We start from the raw sequence: 21,037 nt of genomic DNA on the forward strand, positions 1-21,037 counted from the left end.
GTATAGTATATGGAAAAGTTGTCGAGATGAAAGACACTTTTGATGAAAACGCGGACCGGAAGGCTTGGATGAGCCTGCTGGCCAAAGCGCCGGAGGGACGCGTGGCCGTCCTGTTGGATGCAACGATGCCTCGCCCCGGCTTCACATGGCTGCGTGCTCCTGAGATTGGCAGCACCATGGTTCGGGCTCGCGCTGGCGGGACTGGTGCGCCGTTCAATCTGGGCGAAATGACGGTAACACGCTGTGCGCTGACGCTGGGAACGGGCGAAGTCGGGCATGCCTATATGCAAGGCCGTCGGAAAGAAGATGCCGAAGTCGCCGCGCTGGTTGATGCACTGATGCAGACAGATGTGTCTGATCTGTTGCGAATAAAAGTGCTGACCCCTGTGCGAGATGAGCTGACCAATGCAAAGGCCGCGCGTGCCGCCAAAGCCGCAGCCACTAAGGTTGATTTCTTCACCATGGTACGAGGAGAGGATTGATGCAGTCAGAAGCCCTGATCGGCGGTTTCAAGGATCCCGCGATCCAATCTGCTCACGCCTTTCGCAGCGTGATGGAAGCAATGGCGCGTCCCGGTACCGTGCAAGAGATTTCTGGCGCAGTTCCTCCGGCCCCAATGTCACCAGCAGCGGGTGCGGTGTTGTTGACGCTTTGCGACACTGAGACGCCCGTTTATCTGGCAGGTGCGCTAGATTGCGACGCCGTACGCAGCTGGCTTGCATTCCACACCGGCGCACCGCTGACCGGCCCGTCGCATTGTATGTTTGCCATTGGTGCGTGGTCGGATCTGGGACCATTGAACGCATACCCGATCGGGACGTCTGAATATCCGGATCGTTCTGCCACGTTGATCATGGAATGCCCCGAACTCATCGCTTCAGGGGCGACTCTGACAGGTCCGGGAATCAAGGATAAAGCCGCGCTTTCATTGCCCGAGCTTGAGGCGTTTCAGCATAATCAGACGCTATATCCACTGGGGCTCGACTTCATCTTCACGAATAGCAGCCGCCTAGCGGCTTTGCCAAGAACGACCGAGGTGTCCTGATGTATGTCGCAGTAAAAGGCGGTGAGCGCGCGATTGAGAACGCCCACGCTTGGCTTGCCGAAGAACGCCGCGGTGATACCGATGTGGCGGAACTGAGCATCGCGCAAATCCGCGAACAGCTTAGCCTGGCGGTCAATCGGGTTATGGCCGAAGGCTCGTTGTTCGATCCAGATCTGGCCGCGCTTGCGATCAAGCAGTCGCGCGGCGATCTGATTGAGGCCATCTTCTTAATCCGCGCCTATCGAACCACGTTGCCACGCTTTGGCGCATCCGAGCCTGTTGATACCGGGGCTATGGCTTGTGACCGGCGCATTTCGGCAACCTTCAAGGACTTGCCGGGCGGGCAGGTGCTTGGGCCGACCTTCGACTACACTCATCGCTTACTGGATTTCAAACTGGCTGCTGATGGTGAGGTGCCCAAAGCCCCAGCGCGCGAAGCTGAACTGGGTGATGTGCCGCATGTCACGGATTTCCTCAATCGCGAAGGCCTGATCGAGGAAGCGCCGCATGACGATACGCCGCCACCTGATCTGACCCGCGAGCCGCTTGAAATGCCCGCCGATCGCGCCCTGCGCCTTCAGGCGCTGACCCGCGCGGATGAAGGTTTCACCCTCGGTCTGGCGTATTCCACACAGCGCGGATACGCGCGCAATCACGCCTTTGTTGGAGAGCTTCGGATCGGGTCCGTGCCGGTTGAAATGGAGATCCCTGAACTCGGCTTTGCCATCGAAATCGGTGAGGTCGTTCTGACCGAATGTGAAACGGTTAACCAGTTCAAGGGCTCCAAAACCGAGCCGCCGCAATTCACCCGAGGTTATGGGCTTGTGTTTGGTCAGACGGAACGCAAGGCGATCTCGATGGCTTTGGTCGACCGTGCGCTGCGGTGGGAAGAACTGGGTGAGGACAATGTCGGCGCACCTGCTCAGGATGCCGAGTTTGTCCTCTATCACGCGGACAACATACAGGCGACGGGGTTTCTAGAGCATATCAAGCTGCCGCATTACGTCGACTTCCAGTCTGAACTGGAACTGGTGCGTAAACTACGCCGCGAGGCTGGCGCGGATCAGGTGCAGGAGGCTGCGGAATGAACGCCTATAACTTTGCTTATCTGGACGAGCAGACCAAGCGGATGATCCGCCGTGCAATTCTGAAAAGTCTGGCGATCCCGGGCTATCAGGTGCCGTTTGCCTCGCGCGAAATGCCTATGCCGTATGGCTGGGGTACGGGCGGTGTGCAGGTCTCGGCCGCTGTGTTGACCCCGGATGACACGTTCAAGGTGATCGATCAGGGCTCGGACGATACCACAAACGCGGTCTCGATCCGCACCTTCTTTGAACGCACTGCAGGGGTTGAAACAACCACAACGACAAGCGACGCCTCCGTGATTCAGACCCGCCACCGGATTCCCGAGGAGCCGCTGCAAGAAGGTCAGATCCTTGTCTATCAGGTGCCTATCCCTGAGCCGTTGCGCTTTCTGGAACCGCGAGAGAGCGAAACCCGCAAGATGCACAGCCTTGAAGAATACGGGCTGATGCATGTGAAGCTGTACGAAGACATCAGTCGGCACGGGCATATCGCGACGTCTTATGCCTACCCCGTGAAGGTCGAGGGCCGCTATGTGATGGACCCGTCGCCGATCCCGAAATTCGATAACCCGAAATTGGGTGACATGGCTGCGATCCAGCTGTTTGGAGCGGGGCGTGAGCAACGGATTTATGCATTGCCGCCTAATACACAGGTTGTCTCGCTGGATTTCGAGGATCACCCGTTTGAGGCGTCCAAGGCCGAACATGCTTGCAGCTTGTGCGGAGCTGAGGACAGCTATCTTGACGAGGTGATCATCGACGACGCGGGCGGGCGGATGTTTGTCTGCTCGGATACCGACTATTGCGAGGCGCGCCAGGCGGCGGGCCACAAAGGAAAGGACGCCGCATGACACCTTTGCTGTCTGTTCGGGGCATCACAAAGCGCTATGGCCCACATATTGGCTGTGCCGATGTGTCATTCGACCTCTATCCCGGTGAGGTCATGGGGATCGTTGGCGAAAGCGGGTCGGGCAAATCGACTTTGTTGAACTGCATGGCCGGGCATCTGACCCCGGATGCCGGAGAGGTTGTGTTCGACACCCGCGCGAATGGTCTGCAGGATACCGTGACTATGTCCGAGCCTGAACGCCGGATGCTGAGCCGCACCGATTGGGCCTTTGTCCACCAACATGCCCGCGACGGTCTTCGCATGGGCGTCAGTGCCGGGGGCAATGTGGGTGAACGGCTGATGGCCGTGGGGGAGCGCCACTATGGCGACATTCGCGGCAAGGCCACGGATTGGTTGCAACGAGTGGAGATCGATGCCTCCCGTGTGGATGATCGCCCGACGACCTTTTCGGGCGGGATGCAGCAGCGCCTGCAGATTGCACGAAACCTCGTGACCGGTCCTCGGCTGGTGTTCATGGATGAGCCAACGGGCGGTCTGGACGTGTCCGTTCAGGCGCGGTTGCTCGACTTGTTACGCGGGTTAGTTCGCGACATGAGCCTGTCGGCGATCATCGTCACGCATGATCTGGCCGTGGTGCGCCTGCTAGCGGATCGGCTGATGGTGATGAAATCGGGCCGCGTGGTCGAGGCAGGCCTGACCGATCAGGTGCTGGATGACCCGCAGCATGCCTATAGCCAACTTCTTGTCAGTTCCGTTTTGCAGGTGTGAGCAATGATTGAGCTTAACAACGTCTCAAAGACTTTCACTCTCCATAATCAAGGTGCGGCCGTGATCGAGGTGCTGAGCGATGTATCCTTCTCGGTCTCTCCGGGCGAATGCGTAGCGCTGACGGGCGCGTCTGGAGCGGGCAAGTCCACCCTCATGCGTATGATCTATGGCAACTATCTGGCCCGAAGCGGAGAAATTCGCATCGGTGATGTGGATATCGTGCAGGCAGAGCCTCGGACAGTTATCGCCCTGCGCCGCGAGGTTCTGGGTTATGTCAGCCAGTTTCTCCGCGTGGTTCCGCGCGTGCCCACCGTCGATGTCGTGGCCGAGCCCTTGCGGGCTGTGGGCATTTCCGCTGCTGACGCGAAGGCGCGGGCTGAAGCTCTGTTGCGGCAACTGAACATTCCCGAGCGGCTCTGGACCCTTTCACCGACTACCTTCTCGGGTGGTGAACAGCAGCGTGTCAACATCGCACGCGGGTTCGCCCATTCCTATCCCGCGATGCTGTTGGATGAGCCGACTGCCAGTCTGGATGCGGCCAATCGCGAGGTTGTTCTAAGGCTCATCGAAGAGGCAAAGGCGCGTGGTACTGCAATCATCGGCATTTTCCATGACGAAGCGGCTAGGGCGCGCGTTTGTGATCGCGAAATCGACGCCAGTCAGTTTTCACCCGAGGTCGCGGCATGACCCGGGGTCGCCTCATCGCTGTGGTTGGCCCGTCGGGGGCTGGCAAAGACAGTGTGATGCTAGGGCTTTGTGACTTGTTGCCCGATTTGCATTTGGTGCGCCGCGTCATCACCCGGGCACCAGAGTTGGGCGGGGAAGACTATGACGCCGTCGAAATCGCCGAATTTGAAGAAATGGCAGCGAATGGTGCCTTTGCGGTGCATTGGGTTGCTCATGGGCTTTGCTACGGGATACCGGTTGCCGTCAAAGATCGGCTGAGTGATGGCGCAGACTGTCTGGCAAATTTCTCGCGCAAAGCTCTGCTCGAGGCCGCAGAAAATTTCCCACGCTTCATTGTCCTGAATATCACGGCGAAGCCGGAAACTCTTGCACGGCGTTTGGCGACTCGCGGCCGAGAAAGCGATAGCGAGATTGCAAATCGGCTTGCTCAGGCAGAAAAACCCTTGCCCGATGGGTTGGACGTTATCACCATTTCCAACGATGGCCCACTGGCCGAGACGGTTGCGCGCGCCGCAGGGGTCCTTCAACCGGCGAGCGCGTACCGATGAATAAGCTCGAAACGCCCATCAATGCGCTCGCCGCACAAGGCAATTTGGTCGATGACGAAGGGCTCTGGCAAGGCTGGCAAATGGCGGCGCAGCGCCTCGGTCCATACAGGAATATCGCCATTCGGCAGCCGACCCGTCAGCGTCATGTGAAACCGAAACTCGTCCATCACATAGGGATAACCCCACTCGATCAACAGTGCGTCTTGACGTGGGCTCAACCTTGCACCGCGCCGCCGCTCAAGTTCAGCCTCATTGGTTGGGGCGCGAAACGGGTCAAGCTCACGTACACAGGCCGCACCAATTCTTTGCAAGCCGCTCACATCGCCCTGTGGGGTCAAAGCGAGAAACCGGCCCAGCCTCGTCAGACTCAGCCCTTCACAGCTCGAAGGCGCCAGGCCAGCGGCCATCTCAGACGCCGCCGCTTTCAGGGCTTCAAGCGAATAACCTCCGGCCAGTTGAAAGGGTGGTTTCAGCGTTCCGTGAAAGCCGTATTTGCGCGGTGTCATCGTAACGTCATGCAAATCGGGCAGATCGGGCTGAGGCACCTCGCAGCCCTGCACGACATCCCATCCCAGCCAGCGCGCGCCGAACTGTTCCAATGGTCCTTCGGGCGGCACGTAGTAGATTGCAAATCGAGAGTATGACATGAATTCCCCTTTTCCCGCGCCCTCTTTGGCAAAGGCTTGTGACAGCGATATGTCAGATAATCTGTGCCTTGCGAATGCCCAGCTTGTGATGCCCGATCGGGTAGTAACCGGTTCGGTGACAATCGAACAGGGCGTCATTTCCGAGATCACCGAAGGGGATCATGTTCCGACCGGCGCAGTCGATTGTGCAGGTGATTACATCCTTCCGGGACTGGTCGAGCTGCACACCGACAATATCGAACGTCATATCGAGCCTCGCCCGGAAGTGGACTGGCCTCATCTTCCGGCCCTGATCGCGCATGATAGCGAGCTGGCCTCGACCGGAATCACAACCGTGTTCGACGCCATGCGAGTAGGTTCCATTCACAGCGGCAAGGGCCGTTACATCGATTATGCCCGCAAACTGGCGGACGAACTGTTGTCGGCGCGCGCCGCAGGCTATTTCAAGATCAGCCATTTCCTTCACCTGCGGGCCGAGATCTGCTCGGAGACACTGCTTGAGGAATTGGCGACCTTCGGGCCGGAAGACAGGGTTGGCATTGTCAGTCTGATGGACCACACGCCGGGTCAACGCCAATTCAGCGATCTGAGTGCATTGAAGACCTATGTCGCCAAAAAGCGCGGTATGACCGACGCCGATTTCGTTGCACATGTCGAGAACCTGCGTGGTCTACAGCAGCGTTTCGGAGAAAAGCACGAAGCCGGTGCAGTGATCGAGGCCGCCCGTCTTGGCGCTGCGCTGGCCAGCCATGACGATACCACGGCGCGGCATGTCGAAAAATCGTCCGAAAATGGTGTGGCTTTCGCCGAATTCCCAACCACGTTCGAGGCGGCCGAGGCCTGCCGTACCCGCAACATCGCCGTCATGATGGGTGCCCCGAATCTGATCCGTGGCGGCTCGCATTCCGGCAATGTCGCGGCTGAAGATCTTGCAAAGGCCGATCTTCTGGAAATTGTGTCTTCCGACTATGTGCCTTCTGCGCTACTGCTGTCGGCTTTTCATCTTGCCAGTGTTTGGGACGACCTGCCACGTGCTGTGGCCACGGTTACACGTAATCCTGCAATGGCTGTCGGTCTTGATGACCGTGGCATCCTGAATGTAGGTCTGCGTGGTGACGTTCTGCGTGTGCGTCGCATGGGTCAAACACCAGTTTTGCGCGGTGTCTGGAGCCAAGGCAACAAGGTTGGATGAGTTGTGATTGGTTGAATCAAACTTGCCGAACAGAACATGGCTGGCGGCCGAAAGCTCGCGGATTATCAGATGGGATCTGCGCCCTTGCTCCGCTTGATTTTTCTGGACCCGCATCTTGATAAACTGATGTCGTGCCAGAACATTAAACTCGTAAAGAATATGGTTACTTTTTTACCGCACTTTCTCCTGTAACGCAAAATGCGGGCAACAAGTTCCACGATTAACTGACTGGAAATTTGTTGCTTATCTCAGAGTTGAAATCAGGAGCTTTGGCGGGATGAGGGCATGGTTGTCGGTTGTGATAGCCACTATTATTTTGGCGGGCTGCAGTCAGGATTTACAGGGAACCAAGTCCTTTGATCCCGGGGCGACACCAGCCCCCGCTCCCTTATCGGGGGGGAATAATCTGAAGGGAAATGTCGCACGCACTGAATTCGCTGAGTTGGTGCGAAGGTCTGTCGCGACATCGCCCACCACCGCAGCCGGAGCCGCCAGCGTTCTGGCTTCGAAATCCCGCATTGATGCCGAGCAAGGCGCGTTCCTGCCGCAGATCGAGGCCGAGACATCCCTGACGTCCGATGGGGATACAGTACCGATCCTGCGGCTTAGCCAGATCATCTATGATGGTGGCAAAGTCTCGGGTCGTGTGGGTTTGCGTCAGATTGAAGCCCGGCAGACCTGGTTAAACGAATTGTCAGAGCTGAGCGCGCTGAGCTTCGAGGCCATCGAAACCATAATTGATCTGGATCGAAATCGCCGCCTCGAAGAACAAGCCCAGCAGAATCTGGATCGTACGGACGTTTTGGTCAGCGACCTCCAGTCCCGTTTTGATGCCGGGGCCGGATCGGTGGCAGATTTGCTGGCGGGGCAGGGGCGGAAGTCTAACGCCGAGACAGAATTAGCGCAGGCTCAGACGGATGTGGAACTGGCGACGGCAACATGGGTCGAAGTCTTCGGAACGCGACCCGATATAATTCCGACCATCCCCCCCGCACCCATTCTGGCAGCGGCCACCTCGCAGCAAATGGTTGCACGCAGCCCGCGTCTGCGTACTCAGGTCGCCTTCAGTCAAGTGCGTGAACAAGAGGTCGTGGTTGCCGAACGAGCGACCCGCCCAACACTCTCTGCGATTCTTGAGACAGATTTCGACCAGGGCAGTATCGACGACGGTGTGCAGGCCCGATTGGGTGTAACGGTCCCGATTTACCAAGGGGGATCCGCGCGCGCCAATGTCGAAACCGCAAGGGCGAATCTTCAACAAAGCCGGGCTGATGAAGAAGAATTGCGGCGCGAGTTGCAACGTAATCTCTCCCAGGCCTTGGAAGAGACCAATTCAATCCAGCGACGGCTCGCCACAGCCCGGCGCGCTGTCGAGATCAATGAGCAAGCGCTGGATGCAGCTCGTGGACAGTTTGATATCGGGCGCAGCACGCTGGTACAGATATTGGATGCGTTGCGCGAGTTGAATCTTGCGCAGGTTCGGGTGATCCAGCTTGAGGCTCAGGCACGTCGTGCGGAATATGCCGTGCTGGCGGTCACGGGCGATATCCTGGACGCGTTGGGTGTTGCACAGCCGACCGATCCAACCTTGTGATATCCGTCGTGAACTCGACTGCGACTAACCCGCTGAATACGCACCTCCGACTTCTGACAGAGCATTTGGGTCTTGGGTTGTCCGAGGTGGATATCTTTCGGGTGTTCTAGGGCAATGAAGTCGCCTAGGCGGTCAGCGCAGTGGAAGCGGTGGGCTACAGGCGGGTTTCGGGAAAGCGCGGTTGCTGAAACTGGACCCGAACTTGTTTCTGGTCCTGGCGTTTGACGCAGCTGTGCAATCTTTCGCGTTTCTGGATCGAGAAGACACCAACGCTTTCTTGTGATCGATGCCAGCGGCGGACTCAGCGAACCTCAGATCTGGCGGCGACAGGAAACACGACTGCGCAAGACGCGCTGGATATTGCGCGCATAATGCTCGCGCCGCTGGAACGAGAATCGTTTAGGCCGCAAGGTCATCGGTTTTGGTCCGCGTTCAGCGATCTGCGCGGGGTCTACATTCAGATCCTATTGGCCGCGATGGTGACAAGCGTGCTTGGGCTGGTGACGTCGCGGTTCACCATGGTCGTTCATGACCCCATTCTGCCAAACGAAGTGGTTGATAGCTTGTTGGCTCTGGTCGTCGGGGTTGGCCTTGCACTGTTGTTCGATTTCCTGATCAAGAACCTGCGGACACGGTTCATCGATACAGCGGGAAAACGGGCGGACCTGAAGATCACCGAGCGGCTGTTCAATCAGTTGATGGCGCTTATAATGAAAGCCCGGGGCGGGCCGAATGGACACATGGCCTCGATCCTTCAGGATTTAAAGGTCGTGAGGGATTTCTTTACGTCTGCCTCGCTGGTTGCTTTGGTCGATCTGCCCTTCCCTTTCGTATTCGTGGTGTGATCTAGGCGATTGGCAGGCCGCGACAGGCGATTGCGATCGCGTCGCGCGCGAGACTTGAGGCTCAGATATCCGGACAAGAATTTGATCTTCCCGACCGTACAGGTGTGGAGGCGGCGTTTCTGGAGGTATAGATTGGCGTGATCCAACCTCTGGTCGAGCGCGGCATCGAAAGTTCGCTGGCGATGATTGACTTGCGCCGGCAGCTTAGCCGCCAAATTGGACAGCTTAGAGAGGCCGGTAGCCGAATACTGATGACTTTGTTGGAACGATGAGCGGAGAACTTTGTCTGATTTCAGCCTGGCCAGAACCAACTCCCAACCAGGCTGTTGATTGAGTCAAAGGCACTCAGACAGTGTTTTGGCCAGATTGCGGATGAGTTGCGGGTACAGATTTACTCCGGGTTCCAGATCAGATCCCAGCGGGTCCATGATGCCGGTTTTAGCTTCGGTGCCGTCGAGAACGGTTGCGACAATTCCGGGGTTGAACTGGGGTTCAGCCATGACACAATCCACACCTTCGTCGCGGATACGCCCCTGAATTTCGGCGATCCTTGCCGGGCTTGGATCGGTCGCATCGCTGAGGGAAATTGCACCCGAGGCCGGGAAGCCAAAGGCATCTTCGAAATATTGATAGGCATCGTGGAACACGATGAAGCTGCCACCTTTGACCGGCGCCAGCGTTTCGGCCACTTCCGCTGACAAAGCAGCCATTTCTTCACGCGCAGCTGCCGCATTCGCAAAATAAGCACCTGCGTTGTCTGGGTCAGCCGAAGAAAGCTGCGCCGCGATCGTTTTCAGCCAGATTTCTGCGTTGACCGGAGAGAGCCAGGCGTGCGGATCATGTTCGCCATGCGCATGGCCCTCATGGTCGTCATGTCCGGCGTGGTCCTCATGATCATCGTGGTCATGCTCATCCGCATGCTCTTCGTCATGATTATGATCATCATGCTCTTTGTCCTCGGCATGATCCTCGTGATCGTCGTCATCGTCTTTTGCATGATCGTCGTGGTCGTCGTGATCATGACCATCATCCTCAGCATGGTCGTGATCGTCATGATCGTCATCCCCATGATCTTCGTCGTCGCTATGGTCATGCGCTTCGAACAAAGCACTTTCACGGAAATCGAGCAGAACCGTTCCGTCCGACTCAAGCAACACCGTAACAGTCGCCCCGTCGCTGAGCGTCTCGACAGCGCCTTCCATCCACGGGGTCAGGTCCTCGCCAATCCAGAATACCAGATCTGCCTCTTGCAGTGCGGCTGCTTCTGACGGACGAAGGTTGTATTCGTGTGGCGAGGCACCGGGCTGCACTATCAATTCAGGCGTTCCTACCCCCTCCATCACCCGGGCCACGAGTGAGTGAACGGGTGCGATGTCAACCGCAACCTTGGGTGCATCCGCCATGGCGGTTCCGCCCATCAATGCAGCGGTAATCGATAGTGGGAGCAGCTTTCTGGACATCAGACCCTCTGTGTGATTTTATAACGTTACGAGCGGCATATATGATATGGTATAACATGACAAGTGAGATGCACCCCATTTCGGTTGGTGAAGATGCGCCGGTAGGATTTCAGGAGCATGATCACAAGAATTGCGTCGAAACGGCGTTGGCCACAGCGGATGCTCGGTGCAGGGAAGAAGGGTTGCGGCTAACCCCTGTGCGGCGAAAAGTTCTTGAAATGCTGTTGCAAGACCACAAGTCGCTCGGGGCATACGCTATTCTGGACCGTTTGCGCGAAGCCGGTTTTGGCTCTCAGCCGCCGGTGGCTTATCGCGCGCTTGATTTTCTTGTCCAGAACGGGTTCGTCCACAAGATCGAACGTTTGAACGCCTTTGTGGCCTGTTCTCGTCCCGGAGCGTCGCATTCCCCGGCCTTCATGATCTGCAGAAAATGCGACGCTGTCGCCGAAGCTCAGTCGGCACCGTCCAATGGCGTCCTCGGCGCAGCCGCGCGCGCGGCGGGTTTCGAAATCGAGCGAACCGTTGTAGAAGCCGAGGGACTCTGCCCAGACTGCACCGAGAAGGCGTAGACATGACCCTGATCACCGTTGAAAATCTCAGCGTGCGTTATGGCGCGAATACCGTTCTGCGCCATGTCGGCATGACGATTGAGGCTGGTGAAATCGTGACGATCGTTGGTCCAAACGGATCGGGAAAGACCAGCCTGTTGCGTGCCGTCATTGGCGCGACCAAGCCTGCGGAAGGTAAGGTTACACTGAAGCCTGGGCTAAAAATCGGGTATGTCCCCCAAAAACTGCACATTGATCCGACCCTGCCGATATCAGTGGAAAGATTCATGCGTCTGACGGAGCGTGTCTCTAGGCTTCAATGTACAGAAGCGCTTGAAACTGCTGGGGTGCCGGATCTGCTAAAGCGCCAAATGTCGCAATTGTCAGGCGGACAGTTTCAGCGCGTTTTGCTGGCGCGAGCGTTGATCAATCGGCCCGACGTTCTGCTTTTGGACGAAGCCACTCAGGGTCTCGACCAACCGGGGTCGGCGGCGTTTTATCGTCAGATCGAGGAGGTCCGGCGTGAAACCGGATGCGCCATACTGATGATCAGCCATGAATTGCACGTGGTCATGAGCGCGTCTGACAGGGTGATCTGCCTCAATGGTCATGTGTGCTGCCAAGGGTCCCCCGCAGTCGTAGCCTCGGCCCCGGAATATCGGGCCCTGTTCGGAACGGGTACCGGAGGCGCACTGGCCCTTTATCGCCATGATCACGACCATGATCACGATCACGGTCACTGTGAAACCTCTCAGGAAGCCGCAGAATAATGCTGGATGATTTCATGACGCGCGCGACGCTTGCAGGTGTTGGCGTTGCTTTTGCTGCGGCACCACTGGGGTGTTTTGTTGTCTGGCGTCGAATGGCCTATTTCGGGGATGCCACCGCCCATGCGGCAATCCTGGGTGTCGCTTTGTCGCTGACGTTTCAGTTGTCCGTCTTTACTGGGGCGCTAGCTGTTGCACTTGCGATGGCACTTACCGTGACACTGTTGTCCGGACGTGGTTACGCGATGGATACACTGCTGGGCGTTCTAGCACATTCTGCACTTGCCTTCGGTCTAGTCGCCGTATCTTTCCTGTCCGGTGTTCGCATCGACCTGATGGCCTATCTCTTCGGTGATATTCTGGCCGTGTCACGCACCGATCTGGTTGTGATCTGGGGGGGCGCAGCGCTTGTCGTGGCCCTGATCGTATGGCGCTGGTCGCAGCTATTGACAGCGACCATGAATGAAGAGCTGGCCTATGCCAGCGGCTTTGACCCCAAGCGAGAGCAGTTGATCCTGACGCTGTCTCTGGCAGTTACAGTGGCCGTGGCGATAAAGGTCGTAGGTGTTCTACTGATTGCTGCAATGCTGATCATCCCGGCGGCGGCTGCGCGCAGTTTGGCCAGATCTCCGGAAGCGATGGCTTTGATTGCGGCGGCGATTGGTGCATTTTCCGCAATCGCCGGGCTACGGGCTGCTTACATATTTGATACGCCTGCAGGGCCATCCATTGTTTGTGTTGCTGCAGTAGTGTTCGCGTGTTTCAGCCTGATCGGATGGCAAACGCGGCGTGGAGCCTAGGGCATCTGCAAAGATCAATGCGGTCGCGTCGACACGGTCAAGAATTCAATTTCGTCTGACAGGATGACCCGTACCCCATGTGGGAGCTTGGCGTCGAAGCTGAGCGTGTCACCTTCTGACATCTGGAACTCTTCGGTCCCACAGCCATAGATGGCGCTGCCTTCAATCATGTAGATGAAGACGTAGCCTTCGTGCTGATAGTTAGGCAACTTGCGTTGGTCTTGTTTTGAGATGCGGATGCGTGCGGATTGGAATGACCCGCTAGGCCCGCTGTGTTTGCCGAGCAGTAGATAGTCATGGGCATGGTCTGGTGTGATACGCCGCGACGGCAACCCGGTTCCCGCCTGAACGTGATGCACATCCGAGGTCGTGTCGGTATGGCTGAACAGCGCCATCAGAGAGACAGATAGTGCATCTGCCAACGCGTGTAAGGTACTAAGGGACGGCGAAACATGACCATTTTCGATTCGGCTGATCATGGGCGCGGAAACCTTTGACTGCGCAGCAAGTTCGGTCACCGTGAGCTGACGTTCCTGTCGCAAACGCTGCAGGGTTCGCCCGATCTCAAGTTCTGGTTCTGTTTTCTTGTCCTGCATCGGGCCGCTTTGACATTCCTTCTTCCAGTTAAAGTAGCTGTGGCCTGAATTGCAGGATAGTAAAAGTGTTTTCTGACAAAAAACAAGCTTAGCTGAGCGATTGGCGCAAAACTGCGCCAATGCGATGAAGGCAGCGGTGTTTTGAACTTATTTTCCTTTCCAGACCGGATCACGTTTTTCAGCGAAGGCTTTTGCGCCTTCAAGCTGATCTTCGCTGGAATAGAGGATATCGACGGTGCGCAGCTGGCGCTTGGTGATGCGATTCATGGCGTCCTGAAATTTGCTGTCTTCAGCTTCGCGCACGACCTCTTTGATCGCAGCATAAACCAGCGGAGGACCCGAGGCGAGCAGACGCGCCAATTCCCAGGCACGATCCATCAGTTGATCGGCGGGCAGGACTTCATTGACCAAGCCCCAGCGCTGACCTTCTTCGGCATCGAACCAGCGTCCAGTCAGCAATAGCTCCATCGCGATGTGGTAGGGAATGCGTTTGGGTAGCTTGACGCTCGCCGCATCTGCAACGGTTCCGGATCGAATCTCAGGCAGGGCAAAAGTTGCGTGTTCAGCGGCCAGGATCATATCGGCTGAAATCGCAAGCTCGAGCCCGCCACCACAGGCAATACCATTGATGGCCGCGATGACCGGTTTGTTCAGATCGCGTAACTCCTGCAAACCACCAAAGCCACCGACACCATAATCCCCATCCACGGCGTCGCCTTCGGCTGCGGCTTTCAGGTCCCAGCCAGGGCAAAAGAACTTCTCGCCTGCTCCGGTCAAGATAGCGACGCGCAGCTCGGGATCATCGCGAAATTCGGCAAATACCTGCCCCATGATCCGGCTGGTTGCCAGATCGATGGCATTGGCTTTTGGCCGATCCAGCGTCACTTCGAGAATTGCGCCGTCACGGCGGGTCTTGATCGGGTCCATTTCTCAGGCCTTTCTGATAAGCGCATCCACCGCCACCGCCCGGGTGGGCGTGCAGAGAAGCGGGTTGATTTCGACCTCGCCGAGCGTTTCGGCATTTTGCATTACATAGTCTTGAACGGCCTGAATGGCGGCAACGATTTCATCCATATCAGCCGCTGGTTGGCCGCGATAGCCTGCCAGCAATGACGCGATCTTTAGTTCGCCGAGAGCAGCGCGAATACTGTCGGATGTTGCCGGGACCAGAAGAGAGGTGGTATCGCGCAATATTTCGGTCAAGACACCACCGGCCCCTATTGTCAGCACAAAGCCATGGGCAGGGTCCCGCACCACACCGACGAGGATTTCAGCCACCGCACCCGTGATCATCTCTTCGATCAGAATCTCATCAGTTCCAATGTCCGCTGCCACACCTGTCACATCGGCAGCCTGAACCCTCAATCGTACAGCGGAATGTTCGGACTTGTGGGCAAGGCCGACACCTTTGACGGCAAAGGGCGCTTCCATCTCGCGCGTCGCGCTTAGGGCTTCTTCGGCGCCTCGGACAGACCTGTTCTGAGGAATGCGCAAACCATGCGCGGCCAGAGCCTGCTTCGCCTCGGCTTCGGTCAGCGTCTGCGTGGCATCTAATGTGCCCGGCAGGCAGATTGGCGTGTCCGAAGGCGCGGCGACTTGAGCCGCCGCGCGTGTAGCGGCAAGCGCTTCACGAAGGCCCATGAAGGGAACTACACCGCCTTCTACCAGGGATTGCGCAGTGTTTTCAGGGAACAATTCGGGCAGTGTAGAAACCACTGCGAAGCGCGCGCCCGTTTCTGCCCGCACCTTTAGTGCCGTGCGCGTCGCGGCAGCCCAATCCGTTGGATCGGTGGTCGGGTAGTCGACGATCGAGAAGGTCAGATCCAGATCGTTGCCTGTCATCCCGGCCCAAGCGTTCGCCATCGCCTCTTCATCGCGCCAGATATAGGTGTGGTAATCGAGTGGATTGCTTAGTGCGACCATCGGACCAAGCGCATCGCGCAATCGGGTTTGCTTATCTCTGGACAGTTCTGGAAATCTGAGGCCAGTGCCGATCGCCATATCTGCGATCAGGCTGGCCTCGCCGCCCGAGCAGCTGATCGAAGCAATGTTGCCCCCCGGCAAAGGCCCATAACAATGCAACAATTTCAGGGTTTCCAGAAACTCGGGCAGCGAGGACAGGCGCGGGATGCCCAGCCGGTTTAGCAAAGCCTGCGCACCCGCATCACTCCCAGCCAGTGAGGCGGTATGAGAAACTGTTGCTGCCTGCGCCTGTTCGGATGCGCCCACCTTAAGTGCGATCAGAGGCACGCCTTTCCGATGTGCCTTGGCAGCAAGGGCCTCCCATTCGCGGATATCCTTGAAGCCCTCGATATGTAAACCGACGGCAGTGACCCGTGGATCATCGATCAGCGACATGGCGATCTCAGCCTGACTGGTCTGCGCCATGTTCCCGCAAGTCACCATATAGGCAATCGGCAGAGCTCGTTTCTGCATAGTCAGGTTGATCGAGATGTTGGAGCTCTGGGTCAGAATGGCAACGCCTCGATCTACTCGAGCAGCTCCATGCTGATCGGGCCACAATAGCGCACCATCAAGCGCATTGATAAAGCCATAGCAGTTTGGCCCAAGAATGGGCATGCTGCCTGCTGCATTGATCAACTCTGATTGCAGATCTCCTCCTGCCTGATCCTCGGCTGCAGCTTCCGAGAAGCCAGAGGCAAAGCAAGCTGCTCCGCCGCTGCCCATGTCTGACAGAACCTGAACTGCCTCAACGGTGGCGTGACGATTGATGCCAACAAAGGCCGCGTCCGGGGACGATGGCAGGTCCTCAATCCGTGCGTAGGCCTTGTGCCCGGCAATTTCATCCGCCTTGGGATGAACAGGCCAGATTTTCCCTGCGTAGCCCATGCGTTCCGACTGCAGGATAACCTGCTGGCACCACGCGCCGCCGCCGATCACCGCGATGGATTCCGGGCGTAGAAGACGGGAGATATCCTTGCTCATTCGGGCCTCAGGCACCCAGAGGCCGCAGCAGATCACGACTGATGATATGCCGCTGGATTTCACTCGTACCATCCCAGATACGTTCTACGCGCGCATCCCGCCAGAACCGTTCGATCGGGAAGTCGTCCATCAGACCCATGCCACCATAGATTTGCAGCGTCGTATCCGTGACCTTTGCCAGCATTTCCGAAGCATAAAGCTTGGCCGAGGCAATCTCGCGATTTGAGGGCAAGTCCTGATCCAGACGCCATGCGGCCGCGAGCGTCAGCCAGTCGGCAGCGTCGATCTCGGTGATCATGTCAGCGATCTGAAAGCCAACACCCTGAAACTTGCCGATTGGCTGGCCGAATTGCTTGCGCTCAGCCGCGTAGTTCAGTGCGTAATCAAAACAGCGCCGCGCGCGCCCGACCGAAAAAGCAGCAACCGTCAGGCGCGTTGCATAGAGCCACTCGTTCATCACGGCGAAACCGCCATCGACCTCGCCCAGAACCTGTTCATCGGGCAGGCGGCAATTGTCAAAATACAGGATATAGTTCTTATAGCCTTTGTGGCTGACTGAGTTGTACCCCTCGCGCACTTCAAAACCCGGCGTGCCACGATCTACGAGGAATGTAGTGATCCGTTTTTTGGGGCCCTTGGGAGTTTCATCCACACCTGTTGCGATGAATACGATGAAGAAATCCGCGTGCTCCGCGCCCGAGATGAAGTGTTTCGAACCGTTGACGACCCAGTCACCGCCATCGCGAACGGCCTGACATTTCATGCCCCGAACATCTGAACCCGCGTCAGGTTCGGTCATAGCCAGAGCATCCATCTTTTCGCCACGCACGGCAGGCAACAAATAGCGTTCACGCTGGTCGGCGTTGCAGGCCATCAGGATATTCTGCGGACGACCGAAGAAATGGGTCAATGCCATCGAACCTCGGCCGAGCTCGCGTTCGACAAGAGTGAAATCAAGATGCGAGAGACCTGCGCCACCAACTTCTTCGGGGAAGTTACAGGCATAAAACCCCAGTTCGATGCATTTCCGCTTGATTTCGTCTCCCAGCTCTTGCGGCACCTGTCCGGTGCGTTCGACCTCAGCTTCGTGGGGGTAAATCTCGTTCTCAACAAAGCTCCGCACTGTTGAGACGATCATTTCCTGTTCTTCGGTTAAGCCAAATTGCATGACGCGTTCCCCTGATGTCTGATTGGCAATGAAACGTAATTGCCTGACGCAATGACATGCAGTAATCGTACGATATCATGCCGAGTTAGAAAAATTTGATCCAGATCTATAACTTTTTGCTGTTCGACGGGTTCTCGAACCTTTGCCTCGCCAACATGGTTGAGCCATTGCGCGCGGCGAACACTTTGGCGGGGCAGGATCTCTATGCCTGGCAGTTTTATTCACCCCATGGTGCGCCAGTCCAAAGCTCCAGCGGGTTGCAGGTCGCGCCGCATGGAGCGATGGGCATTGAGGCGGGTGATGCTTTGGTTGTCATGCCGTCTTATGGGTATCTGGAACACTCGGTTCCCGATACTCATCGCGCTTTGCGCAGGGCCGCAACCCGTCATCGCAAACTGGCTGGTCTGGACACAGGGAGTTGGTTGCTCGCGCGTGCGGGACTGTTGGAAGGGTATCGCGCGACCATTCACTGGGATGAACTTTCCCGGTTCGAAGAAAATTTTACCGATGTCGAGGTCGTGCAGGAACGTTTTGTGATCGACCGGGACCGGATCACCTGTTCAGGCGCGATGGCTGCTTATGATCTGGCGACTGCTCTGATTCTTGCGGATCACGGGCCGCTGTTGTCGATGGAGGTGGCGCATCTTCTGATGAACCGTGGTGAACCAAGTGCTGCTTCATCACAGATGAAATCCGAAGACAGGCTGGTGAATCGGGTGCTGGGCGTCATGCAGGGCACGTTGGATGCGCCAGTAATGATAAAGGATATCGCTCGTCAGCTCGGGTGCTCTCAAAAGAAGATTGAGACCCGGGTTTTGTCCGAGCTGGGTGTAACACCGCAGGCGCTCTATCGTCGCCTGCGTCTGAATTTGGCGCGTAAACTTGCGGTCGAGACCCAGCAGTCCGTGGCCGAGATCGCCAGCCGCTGCGGGTATGAGAACCCAAGCGCAATGACGCGGGCGTTCCGGATGCAATTCGGGCAGACACCAACAGCCTATCGAAACGGGGAGTAACTTTGGGATTAGCCTCGCACGCGTGAGAGGTCCGGGTCATACGGGGACGGCGCAATCACCTCGGCCGCGATCATTTCTCCGCACAGGTCAAGTTGCATTCGGCTGCCGGGTTCGGAAAATTCCGGATTCACAAAGCCGTAAGCAAGGTTTAGCCCTGTTCTGTGGCCCCAGTCACCTGACGTGATCGTACCAACAACCATGTCGTCCAACATCAGGGAGGCTCCACCATGCGCCGGTGCTTTGGTTGCATCGATTTTCAGGCTTACCAGTTTCTTTTGAGGCCCGTTCTCAAGGCGTCTCTGCAACGCGTTTCGGCCAATGAAATCGCCTTTGGTCAGTTTCACGAACCGATCCAAACCGGTCTCAAACGGGTCGAACTCTGTGAGCAGATCGGCTTTCCAGTGCAAGAACCCTTTCTCCATCCGCATGGACTCGACGGCGCGAGCACCAAATAATTTCAAGTCATGCGTCTCGCCAGCTTTTCTGAGCGCCAGATAGGCCGCGTATAGTGAGGCGTTCGGGACATGTATCTCGTAGGCCAGTTCCCCTGAGAAGCTGATATTCAATACAGTTGCTGGCGCGAACCCGACAAAACACTCGCGAACTGACAGCCAGGGAAAAGCTTCTCGCGACCAGTCTCCTCGAGCACAAGCGGACAGCACGTCGCGCGATTTGGGTCCGGCCAGCACTAATATTGTCTGATCATTGGTGAGTGAGCGGATTTGCACATCTTCGCCATCATGCAGATGCGCCTTTAGCCAGTCCATATCATGGTATTCGCTGGCGGCGGCGGACCCGTACCAGACCCGTGCCGGGCCGCGATCACTCGCGGGCAGGTTGGCGATGGTGGCCTCGGCTTTGACCATCCCGTGGTGGTTCAGCAGATAACCAAGGCCGACCCGCCCGTCGCGTTTTGTCACCGCGCCGCACATCATCCGATCCAGAAACCGATGCCGATCGGTTCCGGTGATTTCCAGCCGGTTGAAGCCGTTCACTTCGGCCAGTCCGACATTTTCCTGAAGGTTTCTGATTTCCGCCGCGACGACGTCAAAGGCCTCACCAAAACTGAAACTCAGCGTTGGTTGAAAATCAGGCGCAGGCTTGATGTAGTCGACCCGCTCCCAACCGTTGACCACTGTAAATTCAGCCCCTTCTGCTGCGAGGATCGGGGTCAGCGGTGTGGTTTTGGCGGGGCGACCGGCAGGCCGGTGTTCGTGCGGGAAATGAAAGCGGAATTCATTCTGGTAATCTTCGATGGCTTTCAGCGCGGTCAGCTCCACATTTGTGTGGCCGGTAAACCGACGCGGATCAAGGCACCACGTGTCATAACAGGCCTCGCCGTGAACGATCTGTTGGGCCAGCAGCCAGCCATGGCCACCCCCTTCGCCCAAACCCGCGCGCAGACCGATGATGCAGAAAGCATTGCGCTTTCCGGGGATTGGCCCGACCAAAGGTGCGCCGTCAATTGTGTAGGTGATCGGACCATTCACCACTGTATGAATGCCGACATCCATCAGTGCAGGCATGCGTGCGAAGGCACCTTCCAGCACATCCGTCACGCGGTCCAGATCGTCAGGGCACAGCGCGTTCACAAAATTCGGATCGATCCCGTCCATGCCCCAGGTTTTGCAATCCTGCTCGTAGAAGCCGACCAGCAAGCCGTTCTTCTCCTGCCGACAATAATAGTCGCTGATCGGACAGCGCAGCAGGGGCATCCGATGGCCTGCGTCGCGGATCGTTGCGATTTCTTCTGTCAGAAAATACTGATGCTCCATCGAAGCGACAGGGTGGTGCACGCCCATCATCGCGCCCACTTCGTTGACCCGATAACCACAAGCGTTAACTACGATATCGCAGTCAATATTGCCGTGTTCCGTGTGAACCGTCCAGGTATCGTCCTTGTGCTGTGTCAGTCCTGTGACCGGAGTATTGCGATATACCTCGGCCCCGGCTTTGCGCGCACGGCGTGCCAGAGCTTGGCACAGTTGAGCCGGATCGATGTCGCCATCTAGCGGATCCCATAGCCCACCGAGAAGGTTGTCGGTGGAAATCAACGGGTGCCGGCGGGCGCATTCCTCTGCATCTATGACCTCGAAATGCACATCCATTCCGCGCGCCATAGACGCAAAATGATGGTACCCCTGCATCTGCTCAGGCGTATTTGCAAGCCGGATGCCGCCGTCACCGTGATGGTAGTTGATAGGATAGTCCGGATCCTCGGCCAGTTCCTTGTACAGGTTGATCGAGTGGGTCTTCAGACCAACCATGGTCTGGTTCATGCCAAAATTGGTCACCTGCGCGGCCGAATGCCAAGTTGTGCCGCTGGTCAACTCATCGCGCTCGACCAGCACCACATCGGACCAACCTTCACGGGTCAAGTGATACAGAGTCGAGCAGCCGGCGATACCGCCGCCAATGACGACCACTTTAGTGCGCGATTTCATCAAGGACCCTCCGGTAGGTAGTCTTTTGGGGATT

The 21,037-nt window shown here is 57.3% G+C and carries 21 protein-coding genes; 14 read left to right on the plus strand and 7 right to left on the minus strand.

Translation table 11 applies throughout. The features are described from left to right. Positions 1–26: 26 nt before the first annotated feature. Genes phnG through phnN form a run of 7 tightly spaced genes read left to right on the plus strand, consistent with a single transcriptional unit; the run spans position 27 to position 4,983 of the window. Positions 27–482: a phosphonate C-P lyase system protein PhnG gene (gene phnG, locus ACR0NM_RS09400; protein WP_480614308.1), complete on the plus strand. Its 456-nt coding sequence runs from the start codon at positions 27–29 to the stop codon at positions 480–482. Next, positions 482–1,045 carry a phosphonate C-P lyase system protein PhnH gene (gene phnH, locus ACR0NM_RS09405; RefSeq protein ID WP_480614311.1) on the plus strand — a complete coding sequence of 188 codons (564 nt, stop codon included), beginning with the start codon at positions 482–484 and terminating at the stop codon, positions 1,043–1,045. The genes phnG and phnH overlap by 1 nt, the downstream gene beginning before the upstream one ends. Beyond that, positions 1,045–2,133 carry a carbon-phosphorus lyase complex subunit gene (locus ACR0NM_RS09410; RefSeq protein ID WP_480614314.1) on the plus strand — a complete coding sequence of 363 codons (1,089 nt, stop codon included), beginning with the start codon at positions 1,045–1,047 and terminating at the stop codon, positions 2,131–2,133. Before phnH ends, ACR0NM_RS09410 begins: the two co-directional genes overlap by 1 nt. Then, the gene (locus tag ACR0NM_RS09415; RefSeq protein WP_480614316.1) at positions 2,130–2,981 is read left to right on the plus strand and encodes an alpha-D-ribose 1-methylphosphonate 5-phosphate C-P-lyase PhnJ; all 852 of its coding nucleotides are present in this window, start codon (positions 2,130–2,132) and stop codon (positions 2,979–2,981) included. The genes ACR0NM_RS09410 and ACR0NM_RS09415 overlap by 4 nt, the downstream gene beginning before the upstream one ends. Then, positions 2,978–3,748: a phosphonate C-P lyase system protein PhnK gene (gene phnK / locus ACR0NM_RS09420; protein ID WP_480614319.1), complete on the plus strand. Its 771-nt coding sequence runs from the start codon at positions 2,978–2,980 to the stop codon at positions 3,746–3,748. The genes ACR0NM_RS09415 and phnK overlap by 4 nt, the downstream gene beginning before the upstream one ends. A 3-nt stretch (positions 3,749–3,751) precedes the next feature. Then, positions 3,752–4,435 carry a phosphonate C-P lyase system protein PhnL gene (gene phnL / locus ACR0NM_RS09425; RefSeq protein ID WP_170394324.1) on the plus strand — a complete coding sequence of 228 codons (684 nt, stop codon included), beginning with the start codon at positions 3,752–3,754 and terminating at the stop codon, positions 4,433–4,435. Then, on the plus strand, positions 4,432–4,983 hold the full coding sequence (phnN, locus tag ACR0NM_RS09430) for a phosphonate metabolism protein/1,5-bisphosphokinase (PRPP-forming) PhnN (RefSeq protein WP_170394325.1): 552 nt from the start codon (positions 4,432–4,434) through the stop codon (positions 4,981–4,983). Before phnL ends, phnN begins: the two co-directional genes overlap by 4 nt. On the opposite strand, the gene ACR0NM_RS09435 is transcribed toward phnN, so the two are convergent. Beyond that, positions 4,959–5,630, minus strand: coding sequence for a DUF1045 domain-containing protein (locus tag ACR0NM_RS09435; RefSeq protein WP_480614322.1), 672 nt, complete (start codon positions 5,628–5,630; stop codon positions 4,959–4,961). The genes phnN and ACR0NM_RS09435 overlap by 25 nt on opposite strands. 49 nt (positions 5,631–5,679) lie before the next feature. Between ACR0NM_RS09435 and ACR0NM_RS09440 the strand changes: the two genes are divergently transcribed. The 3 genes from ACR0NM_RS09440 to ACR0NM_RS09450 all read left to right on the plus strand — a co-directional run bounded on the left by ACR0NM_RS09440 (position 5,680) and on the right by ACR0NM_RS09450 (position 9,261). Continuing rightward, entirely contained in the window at positions 5,680–6,822 is a 1,143-nt protein-coding gene (locus tag ACR0NM_RS09440) for an alpha-D-ribose 1-methylphosphonate 5-triphosphate diphosphatase (RefSeq protein ID WP_170512021.1), read from the plus strand. A gap of 445 nt (positions 6,823–7,267) precedes the next feature. Continuing rightward, positions 7,268–8,416 (plus strand): TolC family protein, encoded by a 1,149-nt coding sequence (locus ACR0NM_RS09445; protein WP_170512019.1) that lies wholly within the window; start codon positions 7,268–7,270, stop codon positions 8,414–8,416. A 371-nt stretch (positions 8,417–8,787) separates the two neighbouring features. Continuing rightward, on the plus strand, positions 8,788–9,261 hold the full coding sequence (locus ACR0NM_RS09450; protein WP_480614325.1) for a 6TM ABC transporter family protein: 474 nt from the start codon (positions 8,788–8,790) through the stop codon (positions 9,259–9,261). A gap of 335 nt (positions 9,262–9,596) precedes the next feature. Here the strand turns inward: ACR0NM_RS09450 and ACR0NM_RS09455 are convergent, their stop codons facing one another. Then, positions 9,597–10,721: a zinc ABC transporter substrate-binding protein gene (locus tag ACR0NM_RS09455; protein WP_480614327.1), complete on the minus strand. Its 1,125-nt coding sequence runs from the start codon at positions 10,719–10,721 to the stop codon at positions 9,597–9,599. 56 nt (positions 10,722–10,777) lie between these two features. On the opposite strand from ACR0NM_RS09455, the gene ACR0NM_RS09460 reads away from it, so the two are divergent. Genes ACR0NM_RS09460 through ACR0NM_RS09470 form a run of 3 tightly spaced genes read left to right on the plus strand, consistent with a single transcriptional unit; the run spans position 10,778 to position 12,836 of the window. Next, complete coding sequence (locus ACR0NM_RS09460) at positions 10,778–11,290, plus strand: Fur family transcriptional regulator (RefSeq protein WP_480614330.1); 513 nt, start codon at positions 10,778–10,780, stop codon at positions 11,288–11,290. Between the two features lie 2 nt (positions 11,291–11,292). Then, positions 11,293–12,039, plus strand: coding sequence for a metal ABC transporter ATP-binding protein (locus ACR0NM_RS09465; RefSeq protein ID WP_170611711.1), 747 nt, complete (start codon positions 11,293–11,295; stop codon positions 12,037–12,039). Next, positions 12,039–12,836, plus strand: coding sequence for a metal ABC transporter permease (locus ACR0NM_RS09470; protein WP_480568579.1), 798 nt, complete (start codon positions 12,039–12,041; stop codon positions 12,834–12,836). Before ACR0NM_RS09465 ends, ACR0NM_RS09470 begins: the two co-directional genes overlap by 1 nt. Before the next feature lie 14 nt (positions 12,837–12,850). On the opposite strand, the gene ACR0NM_RS09475 is transcribed toward ACR0NM_RS09470, so the two are convergent. From ACR0NM_RS09475 to ACR0NM_RS09490, 4 genes are all read right to left on the minus strand, one after another. Continuing rightward, a complete protein-coding gene (locus ACR0NM_RS09475) occupies positions 12,851–13,432 on the minus strand; it encodes a helix-turn-helix domain-containing protein (RefSeq protein ID WP_480614333.1) in 582 nt (193 codons plus the stop codon). Between the two features lie 147 nt (positions 13,433–13,579). Continuing rightward, on the minus strand, positions 13,580–14,359 hold the full coding sequence (locus ACR0NM_RS09480) for a carnitinyl-CoA dehydratase (protein WP_480614336.1): 780 nt from the start codon (positions 14,357–14,359) through the stop codon (positions 13,580–13,582). A gap of 3 nt (positions 14,360–14,362) precedes the next feature. Continuing rightward, positions 14,363–16,378: an acetate--CoA ligase family protein gene (locus ACR0NM_RS09485; RefSeq protein WP_480614338.1), complete on the minus strand. Its 2,016-nt coding sequence runs from the start codon at positions 16,376–16,378 to the stop codon at positions 14,363–14,365. Positions 16,379–16,385: 7 nt separating this feature from the next. Further along, a complete protein-coding gene (locus ACR0NM_RS09490) occupies positions 16,386–17,546 on the minus strand; it encodes an acyl-CoA dehydrogenase family protein (RefSeq protein WP_170512005.1) in 1,161 nt (386 codons plus the stop codon). A gap of 95 nt (positions 17,547–17,641) precedes the next feature. On the opposite strand from ACR0NM_RS09490, the gene ACR0NM_RS09495 reads away from it, so the two are divergent. Then, positions 17,642–18,559, plus strand: a complete 918-nt coding sequence (locus tag ACR0NM_RS09495) for a GlxA family transcriptional regulator (RefSeq protein WP_170512003.1) — start codon at positions 17,642–17,644, stop codon at positions 18,557–18,559. An 8-nt stretch (positions 18,560–18,567) separates the two neighbouring features. On the opposite strand, the gene ACR0NM_RS09500 is transcribed toward ACR0NM_RS09495, so the two are convergent. Then, positions 18,568–21,003, minus strand: coding sequence for a GcvT family protein (locus tag ACR0NM_RS09500; RefSeq protein WP_480614341.1), 2,436 nt, complete (start codon positions 21,001–21,003; stop codon positions 18,568–18,570). Positions 21,004–21,037: the final 34 nt, after the last annotated feature.

The sequence above is a fragment of the Ruegeria sp. AF2 genome (assembly GCF_056542025.1).

What these genes read in the sequence shown, in the direction of transcription:
- phnK (WP_480614319.1), top strand. Translation starts at nt 2,978, where the DNA reads ATGACACCTTTGCTGTCTGTTCGGGGCATCACAAAGCGCTATGGCCCA.
- ACR0NM_RS09475 (WP_480614333.1), bottom strand. Translation starts at nt 13,432, where the DNA reads ATGCAGGACAAGAAAACAGAACCAGAACTTGAGATCGGGCGAACCCTG.
- ACR0NM_RS09435 (WP_480614322.1), bottom strand. Translation starts at nt 5,630, where the DNA reads ATGTCATACTCTCGATTTGCAATCTACTACGTGCCGCCCGAAGGACCA.
- ACR0NM_RS09500 (WP_480614341.1), bottom strand. Translation starts at nt 21,003, where the DNA reads ATGAAATCGCGCACTAAAGTGGTCGTCATTGGCGGCGGTATCGCCGGC.
- ACR0NM_RS09470 (WP_480568579.1), top strand. Translation starts at nt 12,039, where the DNA reads ATGCTGGATGATTTCATGACGCGCGCGACGCTTGCAGGTGTTGGCGTT.
- ACR0NM_RS09440 (WP_170512021.1), top strand. Translation starts at nt 5,680, where the DNA reads ATGTCAGATAATCTGTGCCTTGCGAATGCCCAGCTTGTGATGCCCGAT.
- phnN (WP_170394325.1), top strand. Translation starts at nt 4,432, where the DNA reads ATGACCCGGGGTCGCCTCATCGCTGTGGTTGGCCCGTCGGGGGCTGGC.
- ACR0NM_RS09450 (WP_480614325.1), top strand. Translation starts at nt 8,788, where the DNA reads ATGCTCGCGCCGCTGGAACGAGAATCGTTTAGGCCGCAAGGTCATCGG.
- phnG (WP_480614308.1), top strand. Translation starts at nt 27, where the DNA reads ATGAAAGACACTTTTGATGAAAACGCGGACCGGAAGGCTTGGATGAGC.
- ACR0NM_RS09460 (WP_480614330.1), top strand. Translation starts at nt 10,778, where the DNA reads ATGACAAGTGAGATGCACCCCATTTCGGTTGGTGAAGATGCGCCGGTA.
- ACR0NM_RS09410 (WP_480614314.1), top strand. Translation starts at nt 1,045, where the DNA reads ATGTATGTCGCAGTAAAAGGCGGTGAGCGCGCGATTGAGAACGCCCAC.
- ACR0NM_RS09415 (WP_480614316.1), top strand. Translation starts at nt 2,130, where the DNA reads ATGAACGCCTATAACTTTGCTTATCTGGACGAGCAGACCAAGCGGATG.
- ACR0NM_RS09480 (WP_480614336.1), bottom strand. Translation starts at nt 14,359, where the DNA reads ATGGACCCGATCAAGACCCGCCGTGACGGCGCAATTCTCGAAGTGACG.
- ACR0NM_RS09485 (WP_480614338.1), bottom strand. Translation starts at nt 16,378, where the DNA reads ATGAGCAAGGATATCTCCCGTCTTCTACGCCCGGAATCCATCGCGGTG.
- phnL (WP_170394324.1), top strand. Translation starts at nt 3,752, where the DNA reads ATGATTGAGCTTAACAACGTCTCAAAGACTTTCACTCTCCATAATCAA.
- ACR0NM_RS09455 (WP_480614327.1), bottom strand. Translation starts at nt 10,721, where the DNA reads ATGTCCAGAAAGCTGCTCCCACTATCGATTACCGCTGCATTGATGGGC.
- ACR0NM_RS09490 (WP_170512005.1), bottom strand. Translation starts at nt 17,546, where the DNA reads ATGCAATTTGGCTTAACCGAAGAACAGGAAATGATCGTCTCAACAGTG.
- ACR0NM_RS09465 (WP_170611711.1), top strand. Translation starts at nt 11,293, where the DNA reads ATGACCCTGATCACCGTTGAAAATCTCAGCGTGCGTTATGGCGCGAAT.
- phnH (WP_480614311.1), top strand. Translation starts at nt 482, where the DNA reads ATGCAGTCAGAAGCCCTGATCGGCGGTTTCAAGGATCCCGCGATCCAA.